This window comes from Streptococcus ictaluri 707-05 (genome assembly GCF_000188015.2).
In the GTDB taxonomy this organism is placed as follows: domain Bacteria; phylum Bacillota; class Bacilli; order Lactobacillales; family Streptococcaceae; genus Streptococcus; species Streptococcus ictaluri.
The window spans coordinates 238,031-253,920 of sequence record NZ_AEUX02000007.1 but is presented as its reverse complement, the minus strand read 5'-3'; the positions used below and the strand labels follow the sequence as shown (position 1 = coordinate 253,920).

The window sequence follows — 15,890 nt, the reverse complement described above, 5'->3', positions numbered from 1 at the left end:
CTACATCCCTAAGGACTTGGAATTAAGCTAGTTTCCTAAAAATGTCAGAAACGCTCAAGCCCTAAACCTTTCTCAATCCCTATTTATCGCCTAGTTTTTCCTTGAGAAGGCCTTTAACCTCATCAACAGTAAGGACTTTTCCTGAAGATACCACTTCCTCATCAAAAGCTAAGGCAGGGGTTGCCATAACGCCATAACGCCATAACGCCATAACGCCATAACGCCATAACGCCATAACGCCATAACGCCATAACGCCATAACGCCATAACGCCATAACGCCATAACGCCATAACGCCATAACTACAAATAGTAGCAAAATCTTTTTCATGTGCAATCCTTACCGGCAAGTCTAGCTCCAGAAAAGCCTGTCGGACATGTTCTTCTAATAAATTGCACTTTTTACAACCAGACCCTAAAATCTTAACAGACAAGTGATCTACGACATTTTGTGACATCATTTTTTCCTCCTAAATAATGAGATACTGTAACATATTAAAGAGATAACCTACTACAATAATACCTATGGAACAAATAGCCATAAAAGCAATTAGTAAGGGAGGTTTTACGGCTATTTTTAACATAATAAGCGAGGGAAAACTAAGAGTTGTAACAGCCATCATAAAAGATAAAACCGTTCCTAACTGCGCCCCTTTACTTAATAAAGCTTCTGCTACGGGGATAGATCCAAAAATATCCGCATACATGGGAATGCCAATAGCGGTGGCTATGAAGACTCCAGAAGGATTATGACTACCCAAAGTAGCAATCACCCAACTTTCTGGAATCCAGTTATGAATGCCTGCACCAATCCCCACACCTATCAAGATATAAGGAAAGACTTTTTTAAAGGTCTCTTTAACCGCTTCTTTTGCAAACTGCATTCTATCTTGTAAAGAAAGTTTTTTCTCTGCTAATGTGGGCATTTTAGCCTGTTTAACAAAATCCTCAACGAACTTTTCCATACCTAACGCTTCAATAAGACTGCCTCCTAAAACAGCAACTATCAAGCCAAGAAAGACATAAATCAAAGCAATCTTGCTGCCAAAAATACTCATCAATAGGATTAAGCTACCCAAATCTACCATCGGTGAAGAGATTAAAAAAGAAAAAGTAACACCAACTGGAAGACCTGCACTGGTGAATCCCATAAAAAGAGGAATCGACGAACACGAACAAAAAGGAGTGACCGTCCCCAATAAAGCAGCAACTATATTTGCCCAAATGCCATCAAAGCGTCTTAGAATCTTTCGGCTACGCTCTGGCGGGAAATAACTTTGCACATAAGAGATGAAAAAGATTAACAAACAAAGCAAAAGAGTAATTTTAATCACATCGTAAATAAAAAAATGTAAACTTCCCCCCTATTTGCGAGGATACTTCTACCCCTATCATTGTTAAAAACTGTTCAACTAAGTCATTTAACCACTTCATTCCTAAAAGTTGGTCTTGAATAAAGGTCCACATGTATATTCCTTTTCTACAACATATCAACAAAATTTGATATGTTAATTAAACTGAAAAGCCATACTTACGATGACTTTTGAAGACAAGGACAGGCATTAGCAGGCTCTCCTTTACTATCAGTTATCACTTTTAAACGCTCAAGCAATTCATCAGCTCCACTTTCACTAAGACGATAATGCTTCCATTTCCCATCTTGACGACTAGAGACAATACCTGATTGACATAAAATTTTCATATGATAGGACAAGGCAGACTGGGCTATCCCTAATACGTCAATCAAAACACAAGCACAAGTCTCTCCATTCTTTAAATAATCTAGAATAAGAAGACGTTTTTCATCTGCCAGGGCTTTAAACAGTTGGGCATCTCTTGTAAAATCCGACATCACAGTCTCCTCATATCAAAAAATCTTGATTTGTTTTTCCAAAAATAGCTTATCACGACATTTAAAAACTGTCAATCAAAAAAATACTGCACAGACGATAAGCCCTTAACATTATTAACGTTAGAATCAGTCAGCTCCTCATAAAAGCACCAGTAACAAAAAGAGCTTAGGACAAACTTGTCCTAAGCTCCTACTTATTATCGTTGCAAACTAACAACCACATAACGATTAGGGTCATTGCCTTCTGAATAGCTCTCGACACCTTCAATAGTTGAAATGGTTTTATGAACAATCTTACGCTCGCTATTGCTCATTGGATCCATAGTATAGTCTTGACCAGAGTCTAAAACTCTTTTAGCAATCTTTTGTGTAAAATCAATTAAGGTCTCCGTACGGTGCTCCACATAATCATGGACATTTAAGCTAACAGAGAAATTCTTAGAATAACGATCATGCAAGAAGTTTTGAGCCAAGAGTTGCAAAGACTTAAGCACCTTGCCATGATAACCAATAACACGACCAGCCTCTGGGGTCTCAATTTGCAAATTGATTTGACGACGGCTATTACTTCTTTCAATGGTAGCATCGATATCCATCTCATAGATAATCTTAGTCACATAATCAGAAACTTCTTGAGCCGCTTGATCAATATCTTTACTCAAGCTGTCTTCTAATTCTTGACTAGAAGTATCATCTTCGACTGCTCTGTCAGTATTTTCCTCTGCAGACTTACTATCTGCATCATCTTTATTTGGTGCAATTGTAGGTGCTGAAACTTCACCAGTTGCTACATGCCCCTCTAAAGGAACCACCTTTTGATCAGCAACTTCTTTGGCCTTGGCTTCTTTTAGTTCTTGAACTGCCAACTCATCTGGATGAATGACAGGAGCGTTTTGGCGGTTGATTTCTTCTGGAACACCACGAACTGCTTTTTTATCCGCTTTATAGACGGTCTTCTCATTAATCCCTTCAATGTCTACTTGAGCTGGCTTCTTACCAAAACCAAGGAATCCTTTTTTCTCTTTGGAAATCACTTTGATATGTGCTTTAAGGCGGGATAGTCCTAACTCTGCCAGACCATTTTCAATAGCTTCCTCAACGGTTTTACCTGTAAACAATACCATAACCTAAACTCCTATCTTCTCTTTAAAGCTTTTTTACGGGCGCGGCGTTCACGAACGCGGCGTTCTCTTTCTTCATCAGCTAAACGTTTACGTTCAGCCACAATCTTAAACGGGTTGTTCAAAAGCAAAAGCTGAACGACTTGGAAAGCATTTGACACCGTCCAATAAAGAACCACACCACTAGCCAGATTAAGCCCCATGAAAAAGATCATTAAAGGCATGACGTAAATCATCACTGTCATCATGATATTTTTTTCTTTAGCAGCCATGTTAGTCAACCAAGTTGAAGCAAAAGTGAATAGGGCAGCTAAAACTGGCAAAATGTAAAGGTGGTCATGCTGTGCTAATTCAGCCCATAAAAAGGTTCCTGTTTTTAAGAAGGACACACGTGTTAAAGCTTGGAAAAGTGCCAGCATAACAGGCATTTGAATGACTAAGGGCAAGAGACTAGCATAAGGATTGACACCATATTTCTTGTATAAGGCTTGACTTTCTTCAGCTAACTTCATCCGAGATTCAGTGTCTTTACCAGCATACTGTTTTTGCAACGCTTTTAACTCTGGTTGGATATCTTGCATTTTTTGACTAGATTTAATTTGCATATTAAATAAAGGCATTAACACAAGGCGAATAATGAGGGTAAATAAAATAATACCAACCCCAATAGAGCCATCAAAGGCTAGCCATTTAATGGCCTTGGCAAAAAAATAAACCAACTGGTCCCAACCGTTAGATGAGTGAGCGGTTACCTCCCCACGTCCACATGCTGCTAGTAATAGCAAGACTGGTAATAAACTGATTAATTTAAACTTTTTCTTCACTCTCAAAACCTTCCTCAAGCAATTTCGCTAATTTTAAAACATGATATAAATTTTGTTTGACTTCTTGATAGCTTAAGTCTTCAACACCTTTACGCGCAATGACAACAAAATCCTCTGATTTAAGAGAATCTCTCAAATCAATTAAGACATGTCTAATTTTACGCTTGACAGCATTTCTGGTGACAGCATTACCAAGCCTTTTACCCGCAGAAATACCTACTCGGAAGTGCTTTTGTTCTTTTTCTAAATGATAAACGACAAACTTGCGATTTGCCACACTCTTTCCAACCTTAAAAATAGCTTGGAAATCCTTCTCACGCTTGACACGATAGGTTTTCTTCAAAACTTAACTCCAATATCTAAATTATGACTATTATACCACAAATGTCAAGAAAGCCTCAACCCTAAGTAATTTAAGGCAAGGCTTACACATCATAGACAATTTTTTAAGCGCCATGAAAGCAAAAAAATAAAACTCAGTTTCCTGAGTTTTATGATTACTGATTGAATAACCAGTGAAGTAATATCCAAACAAAGACAACTGAAATTATCATTGGGGATAGAAAGCAATCATATCAAAAATACTATTTGTTTATGGAGAGAGAGAGAAAACAATATTTTGATTGAATTGGGGATTGATCACTTAATAAACTGATGATTTCGTAGATCTTTATTTACATTACTTATTATATCGAAATTTTCTGAGAAATGACACATTTTTCCTGAAATGTTAATTTTTCATCCTAAAATGTTCTTTTTAGTGAACCGCTTTCCATTTTTCAAAAAGGCTCTTCATTTTAAGACGTGACACCATACAAGAATCTCCATTTTCAAAATAAAGCAGCTGCTTGGCTTTATCAATTCGTACCACATTGTCAAGATTAACCAATTAAGAGCGGTGACAAAGGTATAGTTTTGGGGCTACAGCTTGTATTTCAGACAAGTTACCATAAAACTCTAGGCGTTCTGTCTGTGTCCACAAGCAAACCTTATGAGGAGTTGTTGAGGTCGCAAAATAGAGTATATCCTTATAGGGTAATTTCAGACGTGTCTGTGGCGTTTCAAACAAAAAAGTATCTTCTGTTTCACGACTTGACATCATCTGATTAGTATAGTGAATACACTCCTCAATTTGTTCCTTAAATTGCTGACTATCAACCGCTTTGTCAATAAAATCAAGAGCAGAAACCTTGTATTTAAAAGAGATAGGAGCAAATTCAGAATGAGTGGTCACAAAGACGATAACGGCATTTGGATCCTTACGACGGATATCTGCCGCCAATTCCAAGCCACAGCGAGATTCCTGACCAATTTCAATATCTAACAAAAACAATTGATGGTCGCCTCTTTCTTGGATACTATCAAATAATTTTTGAGGACTCGAAAAGACTTCCAACTTGCTACAAGAGATTTTACTGTCTTCTAAAATATCTCTAACGACGGTTTCAATTCGCGTTTGCTGTATGAAGTCATCCTCTAGAATAAAAATATTCATTCTTTATTATCTCATTTCTAACATTTGTCTTAATCGATAGTGGTCACTTTTGGTAGAAAAGGTCACCTGTGAGTAACTATCTAAAATCGTCAGAAAATGTCTCAGACACTTCTGATAGGCTTCTGAATCATCCGCCTTATTCCAATCGAATTTTTTGGCTATATCAATCCGATTAGGCTTGGTACTATTTTCAATAATGAAACACTGTTTCTGATCTTGCTTAAAATAAGCAATGGATAAAAAAGGCCGCTTACTACCTTTAGCTGATGCAATAGCGTTATCCAAAACCACTGTCAAAAGAGCTACAAAATCAAGGAGTTTGATAGGAACTTCCTCAATAATATCCGGTATTTCAACAAAGAGATCGATCCCACAATTTTGAGCTGCCAGTAACTTGGAGCTAAGTAATCCCCGAATAACAGGTTCACTGATATTATCCAAAGTAGATATTTCAAAGCCAATCTCTTTAATAGAACTAGCTGATTTTTGTACCACTGTTTGGTAAACCTTGGTAATCTCATCTAAGTCAGCACTGTCAATGCTATCTTTTAGACTAATCAAGATATTTTCTGAATCGTGTTTGACTGTTCGAATCTCACGGTATAGTTGCTCAATATAGTGATTATAATTTTCCAAATAAGAAATCCGCTCTTGTTGAGCTAAATCTAACTGCTGAGACAATTGATCTTTAGCAAAACGATCTAATTTAATAATGACCCACATAAAAAGGGCTAAGTAAATCACAATTAAAATCGAGCGATAACGAAAATACATTTTTAAGATATCACTCTGAGCATAAACAAAAAAGTGAATCAACATATAATAGAAGACCATGGAAATGTTCATCCAGGTCACCCATTTTTTCAATTGATCTTCGCGAATAAATTTTATCAGCGACAAATCAATGCTAAAAATGTAAGCAAACATGTAAAAAGCTGGCAGAGCCAAGAGATAGCAGAGCCCCGTCAATGCTAAATTATTATTAATTTGGCTGACGGTGTAGCCGATAACTGCTAGCAAAAAGAAAGAGCCGATGGTTCGAAAAAGTAATTCTACAATCATAATGGAAAAAAGTCCATTAAAAATGTGCTCAAAAATTTTCTTGTGGAGCGCATAAAGAAAACTAAGAACAATAAAGAAAGCTTGATCAATTAAAACCAAATTTCCGATAGCGATATTGATGGCACTAAAAATAAAGCCAATAAGAAGACCTTTCTTCCAGCCCAATGTGATCCCCGACGTTTTAGAAAAAACCACCAAGCTATCCATAAAAATTGAATAGGTTACACTAAACTAGACAGAATTTATAAAGTGTTCTACACTAAAGAAAATAGGAGAATATTATGTCTAGAAAAATACGTCGCCACTTCACCGATGACTTTAAGCAACAAATCGTTGACCTTCACAATGCAGGGATGAAACGAAGTGAGCTTATCAAAGAATATGAGTTAACCCCATCAACCTTCGATAAGTGGGTACGTCAGGCTAAAACAACTGGTTCCTTTAAAACTATTGATAATCTTACAGATGAGCAGCGTGAACTGATTGAACTCCGAAAGCGTAATAAAGAACTCGAAATGCAGTTAGATATCCTAAAGCAAGCGGCGGTGATTATGGCACGAAAAGAGAAGTAATCACTGCTAATAAAGACAAATATAGCATTTCAGCCATGTGTCGTTGGTTGAACATTCCTCGTTCTAGCTATTACTACAAGGCTGTTAAACCAGTCTCTGAAGCGGAACTTGAAGAAAATATCAAAGCTATTTTTCTCGAAAGTAAGGCCAGATACGGGGCTAGGAAAATCAAGAAATGTTTGGAAAATGAAGGCATCCAGCTGTCTCGTCGTCGGATTCGTCGCATCATGCACAAACTCAACTTAGTATCCGTTTATCAGAAAGCAGCCTTCAAGCCACATTCAAAAGGGAAGAATGTGGCAGCTATTCCTAATCACTTAGCCAGACAATTTCATCAAGAAAAGCCTCTAAATGCTTTAGTAACAGACTTAACCTACGTTCGTGTCGGTAATAGCTGGGCTTATGTTTGCTTGATTATTGATCTCTTCAATCGTGAAATCATCGGTTTGTCAGTTGGTTGGCATAAGACCGCCGAATTGGTTAAACAAGCGATTCAGAGCATCCCTTACGCTCTGACCAAGGTCAAGATCTTCCATTCTGATCGTGGGAAGGAGTTTGATAATCAGCTGATTGATGACATGTTGGAAGCTTTTGGAATCAATCGTTCTCTAAGCCAAGCAGGCTGTCCCTATGACAATGCGGTAGCTGAGAGCACCTATCGCGCTTTCAAAATTGAATTTATTCATCAAGAAACCTTTCAGTCACTGGAAGAATTAATCCTTAAAACGAAAGATTATGTGCACTGGTGGAATTACCATCGCATTCATGGCAGTCTCAACTACCAGACACCCATGACATGGAGATTAATTGCTTAAAGAAAAAAGCACTTTATAAATGTTGTACAGAAAAGTGTTGCCTTTTCAAATAATGAGATAAAAGAAAAACAAACTATAAATGTAAATCATTTACTCCTCCACTTTTGGAATGGTTAAGGTCTGACTAAATTGACCGTTTTGACTTTTTGTCCTTAGAGTCAACTGCGGGTACTTACGTAAAATACGCTGAGCATTTGAAAGACCAATGCCTCGATCGCTTCCTTTTGAAGAATAGCCTTCTTCAAAAAGCTTATTAATATCAACCTTTTCTTCTTTGGTGCTATTCGTAACAGCAAAGACTTGTTTATGATCTACTAAAAAATAGGCTATTGACATGCTAGAGTGCTCTGCTTCAAGGCTCGCTTCAATGGCGTTATCACAAAAAATAGACATTAGTAAAATCAAATCAAGCTCTGGTATCAAACTTTCTTCAATAAGATCAGGAACCTCCAAGTTCAATGAAATCCCGGCTTTTTCTGCTTCTACTACTTTTGCTGATAAGAGGCTTTTATATAGAAGAAATCGTCACTTTACCAAGCTTTGAAATGTTGTAATGTTTATCGTCCCAGTAATCACTGGCGTCTTCTACGGTTTGTGCATAGACGTCTTGTATGTGTGTAACACAACGCTCATCGATGGCTTTTCCAAGCAATTCCAAACGATTAAGGTAATCTTTTTGAAAGACTCTGACATCCTTATAGGGCTTTTCTAATTGCTTACCATAAGTCTCTAAGTTATCAATGTAAATTTCTTGTTCTTTTTTGAGCTCGCCTTTCAGGTACTCTTTTGACTCATGGTTAAAATAAGATAAGAGGTAAATCAATAACAAACTAAAAATTAAGAACAAGACCTTATATGACCTAGGTGCCGTCACCGAGTGTTTGAAATGTAAAAAAGGATCGGTGAAACCTAAAATCATAAAGATATCAACATAATAAGCAATAATAAAAATAAGGAGGATTTTGTAAAAATTTCTAGCCCGACTGGAATGATCAGCCTTAAATATTATTTTATAATCTTTTCCCACAAAATAATTAATAAGTGCAAAACTGGGAAGAATAAGTAAGCCATAAAATCAATCACTCCATGTCCCACATCAATATCATGAGCTAAAAAGATATAAGGAATAACCACGATAACGGTAAAACGAGATAATAAGTCGATAAAGACACTTGGAATAAAGGCTAAAAAGAGTGATTTTAAACTCAAACAAGGCTGCTTCTCAAGCTTTAAAATGAACAGGAATAATAAAGGATCAATGAGAAGGGGTGATAAAAAAGCAAATTGATTAAAAAATAGGGCGACTGCCAACAAAAAAAGTTGCTTCCAAATGGCTAATTTAATATCTGACAAAAACGAAAAAATTCGAATTTCTGTCATATAATAGACCAAAATAGAAAGAAGCAAAAAAACATAGTCAATATTAGTCATTTCTCCTCCTTCCAACTTTATTATTTTAGCATATTTTCATCTTTAGCCGACAATACTATTTGGTTACAATTAAATCTCCAACTATAATCGTCTTTTTTAAAAAGTCATAATAGTCCAAGCAAGATAAAAAAGTATTATACAATAATTAAGAGCATATTACATGAAAAAAATATTAAAAATAGATTCTTTTAAGGAAATGTTACCTCAAGATACCGTTTCATTTGCTGACAAATGCCTTGACAACAAGGAAAAGACGAAATCATTTTTCTTAAGAAAACTTAAGGTAAAAAATCATTCGTCTTTTTTATACTTATATTGAAAAAAAATAATAGTGATATAAATAATACTATCATTTAAAGCATCTTGGAAATATGCTCAATTGACTTGTCACGTCCAAGTAGGTAAATAGTATTTGGTAATTCTGGGCCATGCATTTCACCTGAAACAGCGATACGAATTGGCATGAAGAGATTTTTCCCTTTGATACCCGTTTCTTTTTGAACAGCCTTGATTTGTGGGAAGATATTTTCTGGTTGGAATTCTTCATCACTCATAGCTTCCAACTTAGCCTTGAAAGCTTCTAGTACGGTTGGAACTGTTTCACCAGCCATGACTTCTTTTTCTGCTTCTGTTAATTCAGGGAAATCAGAAAAGAAAAGGTCTGTTAAAGGCACAATTTCATCGGCTGATTTTAATTGTGGCTGATAGAGTTCCACTAATTTTTCAGCTTTTTCTGTCAAGCGATCAGCTGCTTCAAGGAATGGTTTGCATAGCGCAAATACTGTCTCAAAATCAGCATGTTTAAGGTACTCATTACTCATCCAGTCCATTTTCTTTTGGTCAAAAGCTGCTGGTGATTTGCTAAGGCGATTTTCATCAAAAAGCTCGACTAGTTGCTCACGAGAGAAGATTTCTTCTTCACCACCAGGATTCCACCCAAGTAAAGCGATGAAGTTGAAGACTGCCTCTGGCATATAGCCTTTTTTACGGTAATCTTCAATAAATTGAAGCGTGTTTGTATCACGTTTAGATAATTTTTTACCCGTTTCTGAATTGATGATAAGAGTCATGTGACCAAACTCTGGTGCTTTCCAGCCAAGAGCTTCATAGACCATCAATTGTTTTGGTGTATTTGCGATATGGTCATCGCCACGGATAACGTGAGAAATTTGCATATCATGATCATCAACAACAACGGCAAAGTTATAAGTTGGGTAGCCATCTTTCTTTTGAATAACCCAGTCACCACCGATATTACCACCTTCAAACTCGATGTCACCTTTAACCATGTCAGTCCATTTGTAAATACCGGACTCATTAACAGCAAGACGGACTGTTGGAACGATACCTGCTGCTTCACGCTCAGCAATGTACTTAGCTTTTTCGTCAGCTGACATACCAATAAATTCATTGATATAACGAGGCGTTTCGCCACCTGCTTCTTGACGTTCGCGTTCAGTAGCTAATTCTTCTTCCGTGACATAGGATTTGTAGGCTTTTCCTTCAGCTAACAATTGATCAATGTATTTTTGATAAAGTTCTAGACGTTCAGACTGGCGGTAGTTTTCATGCGTTTCTGGGCTTTCATCCCAATCCATTCCCAACCATTTAAGGTTTTCAAGCTGAGAACGTTCACCGTCTTCAACATGACGTTTACGGTCAGTATCTTCAATACGGATGATAAAAGCGCCTCCGTGACGACGGGCATAAAGGTAGTTAAATAGGGCTGTTCGGGCATTCCCGATATGTAAAAGCCCCGTTGGACTTGGTGCATAACGCACACGAATTGGTTTAGACATGCTTCTTCTCCTGTTCATCATATTAGAAAGAGAAATCAAGTCGCCCAAGAAATCACTCCTAGGCTATCTCTCTTTTCATCTAAAGATTTCAATCGTTTCTATTATAGCACTAAATACTTAAAAAAGGGAGTTGATTTCATTGGAAAATCAGGGACTTTTCTTCTACGCAAGTTGTCAAGTCAAGTGCAACCAGTTCATAGATAACTAGAGTTCCAGATGTTAAGCTGTTCGGGATAGCTCAAACAGGAATTTTGAGGATTGATATTGAAGAAGTCGTCTTGGGCGCTCATTGATGGCAGTAATATAATTGTCAAGTTCTTCAGAGGTTAGTGGATTAAGTGAGACTCCTTTAGGGACATATTCTCTGAGGAGGCCATTGAAGTTCTCGTTTTTCCTCTCTCATGTGAAGAATAGGGATGTGCAAAGTAAACTTCAACAGCTTCTAAGTTTGAGAGTAAACTAAACTCAGAACCATTATCCGCTGTGATGGATGCAATAGGATACTGACTGATGAGATGCGTGACAGCACGGTTAATGGTTTGGGACTGCTTGTCTTCTAGCTTAACTCCTAGTGCATAGCGTGTCTGGCGCTCTACCAAAGTCAACATAACAGCTTCACCTTTGGTTTTCTTGCCGAGAACCAAATCAATCTCCCAATGCCCAAATTCAGAACGATCATTAATATATTCTGGACGTTCTTCGATAGATTTACCTAAAGTCTTCTTATTCGTCTTCATGACTTTCTTAGAACGTTTTCTGATACTAACCATCTTAGGCAAATCGATTGGTTTAATAGCTAATACCCCCTCTTTGATATAACGATAAATCGTTTTGGTAGAGGGGACGACTTCTTCAGGATGGTTCACTTTGTAAGTCTGAACAAAACTATCCACACTATGGAGACGAATGTTAGCCGTCAAGGCAGATTCTAATTGTTCAATGAACCTAGCGGAGCAGTCATTCAACTTGAGATAAGAACTCTTTTGACGATTGGTTTCATAGACACGTTGCCCACTATCAGCGAAATAGGCGTTGAAGAAGGTTTGTTTTCCATTCTTATCCTTTACCTGTTCTACTGAACCACGTTTTATTTCTCGGCAGATTGTAGAACGGTGACGACCCAAGAGTCGAGCAATCTCAGCGGGTTTCTTTCCCATTTTAAGATAAGCAGCAATTTCACCCCGTTCTGTGGCTGAAAGATGAGAATAGGATGATTTTCTGGTAGAATTAATGTTGGACATGTTCATCTGCTTTCCATACTGAATTGGGGAATTCTAGTATATCAGACGAACATGTCTTTTTTGTTGCACTTCATTTTACAACGCGGGATTCCTGAAAAATAAAGAACTTTCTCAAGAAGAACTAAAAGCAATCTCACTCAAATTCAAAAAAATATTAACCTTAGAACTTCAAAAAAAATACCACTCTACGTATATTAAAGGGCGAAAATGCAGATCATTTATCGAACTTTGGAGGAGCATACGATATTTTTCCAACAGAACTTTTCTGTAACCACTGTAATAAAAATTTCTCTATTAAAATGATTGATAATGAAACAAATACTCTAAATATAAACCTCTTTCCAACTGTAACAACACTATGGAGTCAAAAAAAACTACTAGATAATTTTTATACAATCGGAGAACTTATAAATAACACATTCCAACCAGATGACGACAAGAGAGCAGAATTTTTCAAATCACTGAACTTAATTATTATATATAATGGAAATCATAGTTCTAATGTTGCTTTGTATGAAAATAACAACCATATTGAGAACTTTAATACTTATGATATTTCTCACTGGTTTCAAGAAATCTATTATGATCCAAAAACAAACACATTAAATCATTTAACTTGTGGAAAAACACTTAAACCAAATCCTTTATTTCACGAAAACTTAGGCTATATTTATGAAATCAGTAGATTACTCTTCCAAAATCAAATATCTTAATTTATTAATATAATTAGGTATCATTTCATCAGCAAAAACGAATAATTCCTTACTATCATTAACATGCCTAGCATCATTTACTAAACTCTTAAATATTTCATCTACAATAATTGATATGGATTCCTTAAAAGGTAACAAGTTCCTTAAAGTTAACAATAACATCCCATGCCCATCTCTATCACCTAATTTTTTATTGATTTTTTCCATAAGTTCACTAGTATATTGAGACAACACAAATTCTCTTATTTCAATTAGGCAATATATAACCAATTTAACCCTTATTCTATCTTTGATCTCCATTACTTATACCTATTTTAATCTATATCCCAAAACTCAATAGACTACCACTTTCTTTTATTATCTAATATAAATTGAACAATGGTGACTTCACAATACCACTATAAATAATGAAATCACCATCTATAAAATACGATTTTATGACACCAAGGTCATAAGAAGATAACTTAACCAAAAAACATCTGTTATATTTCTTACCATTTTTAACGAATAACAGAGTGTTTTCATCTTCCTTAAAAAATAAAGAAACATAATTATTGTAGCTTCTATTTTTTAATATTTTTACTAACTTTCTAAAACTTAACTTCTGTCTAATATATTCATAAACTAACTAAATATTAACTTCATTGAAAAATCAATTAACCCAAAAATAATTCCAACAATAATCCAAATCAATAATCCAAATCAATAATCCAAATCAATAATCCAAATCAATAATCCAAATCAATAACCCAAATCAATAACCCAAATCAATAACCCAAATAAAAATACCTTTAAAAAAGGTAAGTTTTCGTGAATGGAAATTAAAAAGCAAATCACTAATAATACTAATAAAAGCGTACTAATCAATAATACATAACCCAATATTTTTTTATTTATTTTACTTAATTTAATATTTGGTTTCATTAATAATACCCAATCTTTCTTAATTCTAGTAATAAGTCTTTTGCTTCATTATGCAAGAGATTACGATTACAAAGAACTTCATCATCTGAAATTGTAATACTCCCACTGCTTTTATAAAAATTAATAATCAATTCTCCATCAGGAAAAATATTAAATTCGTGTATAAAACGACCTCTAGTTCTTTTTTGAAAACACATTTCACCAGTACCATGATAAATTACTTCAACAAAACCTAACTTTTGCAATTCTAAATTCATATTATTTTCTCCTACAATACTATTTTTATAAAACAAAAAGAAGTCTTGAACTTAATCATGACTTCTTTTTTTATTAACGATTAGATAACTTCCGTTCCACATCACTCAAAACTGATGACAATTGATCAAGTAAAATGGGTAATTCATTTTCAATAATCCTTAAAAGTACTTGTATCCTAATTGCTCCGTAATTATGATAAGCTAAGTTCCTAAAATCTTTTATTTTTCTCCAAGGGATATCCGTATATTTTTCTCTTAACTCCTCAGATAACTTACTAGAATCTAACTGCTCACCAATTTGACCTAGATTCATTGCCAAAGAATCAATAACCATCTCATCATTAATTGATAGCTGGGATCTCTTAGCAAATTCAATTCTCGCAAATGTTTGTTCACAATAGTAAACCATCTGCTTAAGAAAATAATAATCTCTTTCTAACTGTTCCTGTCTCATATAATCTTACCTTTTCTTGTTCAAAATTCTTTTTAACTTGTAATGCAATTGGAGATTTCCCCATCTCAATATCTTCTACAATCAGAAAATCAACAGGTATATTAAATTGACTTTTTACCTCATCTTCTAAGTCTAATAACTCAAAACCTGTAATATCCAAATTTTTTACTGAGATAGCTAAGTCAATATCACTATCTTCATCAGCTTCATTCCTGGCATATGATCCAAAGAGATAAACTACTGGCAACTCATACTTTTCAGCTATTGGCTGAATCTTTTCTTTTATTTCTTCAATTGTATAAACCATAATTTTCTACCCCTCCTTTTCTACTATTATAACATACCATGGTTAGTAAACTAAATTTCATTTCTACAAAAAGTTTATATTTCAGATAACTTCTAGCAATATTAATTCCTTTTTCTGTTTCAACATCAATAAAATACGTTCTTACTTTACTTTTTCTTAATTGTTTTATAACTTCACCCTTACCTGCTTTACAATATGGACAGCCCTTTTTATAAAAGACTAAATTAACTCTAGTGTCTTTTATATTATCCCTATAATCTTTTTGAGTTAAATAACTTCTATTATCTAAAATAAATAAACCAACACTAATAACTAGTAATGAAAATAATAACAACCATTTCGATTTAATATTCATTATGAAAATCCTCATACCCTTTAGCAAATTTCCAAAAATCTGAAATATCTCCTGTAATAGGTTTCTCTCCATAAAGGATATAGCATGAAATTGCCTCCTCTAGATTAGTAGCATTTGTAGATGCAAAAGGAATTTCTGATAAGTCAAAATCAAATATATTAAATATTTCATTAATCAAATCATCTAATTCTTCTTGTTTTTTTCTCGCTTTTTCCAGTTTACTAAAAAAGTCTTTTTCTTTTTTCATCTATATTTTCCTCTTAATCCCCCCCTTTTTTTAATAATTAACAAAATAAAAAAACCATGAAATAAATCACGATTTTACAATAAACATATCTCAAAAAAAGATACTATCAATTAGTACCCTTTTCAAAAATAAAAAATGACCCCTAAATTAATAAAGATCATTTTTCAATTTCTTAGAATAAACAAAATTAAATGTATGCTCGTATCTTCGCATATTTAATCAAGACAAAACAAATAAGCCTTAATTATTCGAATAAGTTCACCTTATCCATTAGCAAAACTATTTCTAGTCTCACACACCACCTACAGCACCATACCTAATCCGTCTCACTACGTTTTTAGTAATCGCTGGCAACACTCCTTGCAGAGTAGTAGTTTTAGTTTTTTGCTTTACACAGGCTAACTAACATAAACCTTAGTGTAC

The 15,890-nt window shown here is 34.9% G+C and carries 16 protein-coding genes and 4 pseudogenes; 2 read left to right on the top strand and 18 right to left on the bottom strand.

Annotated features, from left to right (window positions below; all coding sequences use genetic code 11):
- Positions 1 to 79 precede the first annotated feature (79 nt).
- The 9 genes and pseudogenes from STRIC_RS12910 to STRIC_RS08935 form a co-directional block, all read right to left on the bottom strand.
- Positions 80 to 235 carry a thioredoxin family protein gene (locus STRIC_RS12910; protein WP_050897406.1) on the bottom strand — a complete coding sequence of 52 codons (156 nt, stop codon included), beginning with the start codon at positions 233 to 235 and terminating at the stop codon, positions 80 to 82.
- Positions 169 to 456, bottom strand: a complete 288-nt coding sequence (locus tag STRIC_RS11955) for a thioredoxin family protein (protein WP_083835450.1) — start codon at positions 454 to 456, stop codon at positions 169 to 171. Before STRIC_RS11955 ends, STRIC_RS12910 begins: the two co-directional genes overlap by 67 nt.
- A 12-nt stretch (positions 457 to 468) precedes the next feature.
- Positions 469 to 1,465, bottom strand: a pseudogene (locus STRIC_RS08965) (permease).
- Between the two features lie 64 nt (positions 1,466 to 1,529).
- Entirely contained in the window at positions 1,530 to 1,850 is a 321-nt protein-coding gene (locus tag STRIC_RS08960) for an ArsR/SmtB family transcription factor (RefSeq protein WP_008089736.1), read from the bottom strand.
- Between the two features lie 197 nt (positions 1,851 to 2,047).
- Complete coding sequence (jag, locus tag STRIC_RS08955; protein ID WP_008089959.1) at positions 2,048 to 2,974, bottom strand: RNA-binding cell elongation regulator Jag/EloR; 927 nt, start codon at positions 2,972 to 2,974, stop codon at positions 2,048 to 2,050.
- Between the two features lie 11 nt (positions 2,975 to 2,985).
- The gene (locus tag STRIC_RS08950; protein WP_156033614.1) at positions 2,986 to 3,813 is read right to left on the bottom strand and encodes a YidC/Oxa1 family membrane protein insertase; all 828 of its coding nucleotides are present in this window, start codon (positions 3,811 to 3,813) and stop codon (positions 2,986 to 2,988) included.
- On the bottom strand, positions 3,779 to 4,138 hold the full coding sequence (rnpA, locus tag STRIC_RS08945; RefSeq protein ID WP_008090091.1) for a ribonuclease P protein component: 360 nt from the start codon (positions 4,136 to 4,138) through the stop codon (positions 3,779 to 3,781). Before rnpA ends, STRIC_RS08950 begins: the two co-directional genes overlap by 35 nt.
- 414 nt (positions 4,139 to 4,552) lie before the next feature.
- A pseudogene (locus STRIC_RS08940) lies at positions 4,553 to 5,290 on the bottom strand (LytTR family transcriptional regulator DNA-binding domain-containing protein).
- Between the two features lie 6 nt (positions 5,291 to 5,296).
- Positions 5,297 to 6,559, bottom strand: a complete 1,263-nt coding sequence (locus tag STRIC_RS08935) for a GHKL domain-containing protein (protein WP_040832335.1) — start codon at positions 6,557 to 6,559, stop codon at positions 5,297 to 5,299.
- A 74-nt stretch (positions 6,560 to 6,633) separates the two neighbouring features.
- Here STRIC_RS08935 and STRIC_RS08925 point away from each other — a divergent pair.
- Positions 6,634 to 7,739, top strand: a protein-coding gene (locus tag STRIC_RS08925) for an IS3 family transposase (RefSeq protein WP_156033570.1) whose coding sequence is annotated in 2 segments (ribosomal slippage) — positions 6,634 to 6,910 and positions 6,910 to 7,739 — 1,107 coding nt in all. Because the reading frame shifts where the segments join, the coding sequence is not laid out codon by codon here.
- A 90-nt stretch (positions 7,740 to 7,829) separates the two neighbouring features.
- Here STRIC_RS08925 and STRIC_RS08920 read toward each other — a convergent pair.
- From STRIC_RS08920 to STRIC_RS08910, 3 genes and pseudogenes are all read right to left on the bottom strand, one after another.
- Positions 7,830 to 9,170, bottom strand: a pseudogene (locus tag STRIC_RS08920) (GHKL domain-containing protein).
- A gap of 353 nt (positions 9,171 to 9,523) precedes the next feature.
- Positions 9,524 to 10,969, bottom strand: a complete 1,446-nt coding sequence (gene gltX, locus STRIC_RS08915) for a glutamate--tRNA ligase (protein ID WP_008090339.1) — start codon at positions 10,967 to 10,969, stop codon at positions 9,524 to 9,526.
- Between the two features lie 219 nt (positions 10,970 to 11,188).
- Positions 11,189 to 12,210 (bottom strand): annotated as a pseudogene (locus STRIC_RS08910) (IS30 family transposase).
- A 299-nt stretch (positions 12,211 to 12,509) separates the two neighbouring features.
- Here STRIC_RS08910 and STRIC_RS08905 point away from each other — a divergent pair.
- A complete protein-coding gene (locus STRIC_RS08905) occupies positions 12,510 to 12,923 on the top strand; it encodes a DUF6710 family protein (RefSeq protein WP_008089821.1) in 414 nt (137 codons plus the stop codon).
- Here STRIC_RS08905 and STRIC_RS08900 read toward each other — a convergent pair.
- The 6 genes from STRIC_RS08900 to STRIC_RS08870 all read right to left on the bottom strand — a co-directional run bounded on the left by STRIC_RS08900 (position 12,897) and on the right by STRIC_RS08870 (position 15,467).
- On the bottom strand, positions 12,897 to 13,223 hold the full coding sequence (locus tag STRIC_RS08900) for a hypothetical protein (protein ID WP_156033613.1): 327 nt from the start codon (positions 13,221 to 13,223) through the stop codon (positions 12,897 to 12,899). The genes STRIC_RS08905 and STRIC_RS08900 overlap by 27 nt on opposite strands.
- Before the next feature lie 623 nt (positions 13,224 to 13,846).
- The gene (locus tag STRIC_RS08890) at positions 13,847 to 14,104 is read right to left on the bottom strand and encodes a hypothetical protein (protein WP_008089623.1); all 258 of its coding nucleotides are present in this window, start codon (positions 14,102 to 14,104) and stop codon (positions 13,847 to 13,849) included.
- Positions 14,105 to 14,177: 73 nt separating this feature from the next.
- Complete coding sequence (locus STRIC_RS08885) at positions 14,178 to 14,513, bottom strand: HepT-like ribonuclease domain-containing protein (protein ID WP_234944209.1); 336 nt, start codon at positions 14,511 to 14,513, stop codon at positions 14,178 to 14,180.
- Between the two features lie 4 nt (positions 14,514 to 14,517).
- The gene (locus STRIC_RS08880) at positions 14,518 to 14,865 is read right to left on the bottom strand and encodes a nucleotidyltransferase family protein (RefSeq protein WP_008090308.1); all 348 of its coding nucleotides are present in this window, start codon (positions 14,863 to 14,865) and stop codon (positions 14,518 to 14,520) included.
- On the bottom strand, positions 14,849 to 15,220 hold the full coding sequence (locus STRIC_RS08875) for a hypothetical protein (protein WP_008089603.1): 372 nt from the start codon (positions 15,218 to 15,220) through the stop codon (positions 14,849 to 14,851). Before STRIC_RS08875 ends, STRIC_RS08880 begins: the two co-directional genes overlap by 17 nt.
- A complete protein-coding gene (locus STRIC_RS08870) occupies positions 15,210 to 15,467 on the bottom strand; it encodes a hypothetical protein (protein WP_008089885.1) in 258 nt (85 codons plus the stop codon). Before STRIC_RS08870 ends, STRIC_RS08875 begins: the two co-directional genes overlap by 11 nt.
- Between the last annotated feature and the right edge of the window lie 423 nt (positions 15,468 to 15,890).

Excerpts from the sequence above, each read along its gene's own strand:
- STRIC_RS12910 (WP_050897406.1), bottom strand. The coding sequence starts at position 235 with ATGGCGTTATGGCGTTATGGCGTTATGGCGTTATGGCGTTATGGCGTT.
- STRIC_RS11955 (WP_083835450.1), bottom strand. The coding sequence starts at position 456 with ATGTCACAAAATGTCGTAGATCACTTGTCTGTTAAGATTTTAGGGTCT.
- STRIC_RS08960 (WP_008089736.1), bottom strand. The coding sequence starts at position 1,850 with ATGTCGGATTTTACAAGAGATGCCCAACTGTTTAAAGCCCTGGCAGAT.
- jag (WP_008089959.1), bottom strand. The coding sequence starts at position 2,974 with ATGGTATTGTTTACAGGTAAAACCGTTGAGGAAGCTATTGAAAATGGT.
- STRIC_RS08935 (WP_040832335.1), bottom strand. The coding sequence starts at position 6,559 with ATGGATAGCTTGGTGGTTTTTTCTAAAACGTCGGGGATCACATTGGGC.
- gltX (WP_008090339.1), bottom strand. The coding sequence starts at position 10,969 with ATGTCTAAACCAATTCGTGTGCGTTATGCACCAAGTCCAACGGGGCTT.
- STRIC_RS08905 (WP_008089821.1), top strand. The coding sequence starts at position 12,510 with ATGATTGATAATGAAACAAATACTCTAAATATAAACCTCTTTCCAACT.
- STRIC_RS08900 (WP_156033613.1), bottom strand. The coding sequence starts at position 13,223 with ATGGAGATCAAAGATAGAATAAGGGTTAAATTGGTTATATATTGCCTA.
- STRIC_RS08890 (WP_008089623.1), bottom strand. The coding sequence starts at position 14,104 with ATGAATTTAGAATTGCAAAAGTTAGGTTTTGTTGAAGTAATTTATCAT.
- STRIC_RS08885 (WP_234944209.1), bottom strand. The coding sequence starts at position 14,513 with ATGGTTTACTATTGTGAACAAACATTTGCGAGAATTGAATTTGCTAAG.
- STRIC_RS08880 (WP_008090308.1), bottom strand. The coding sequence starts at position 14,865 with ATGGTTTATACAATTGAAGAAATAAAAGAAAAGATTCAGCCAATAGCT.
- STRIC_RS08875 (WP_008089603.1), bottom strand. The coding sequence starts at position 15,220 with ATGAATATTAAATCGAAATGGTTGTTATTATTTTCATTACTAGTTATT.
- STRIC_RS08870 (WP_008089885.1), bottom strand. The coding sequence starts at position 15,467 with ATGAAAAAAGAAAAAGACTTTTTTAGTAAACTGGAAAAAGCGAGAAAA.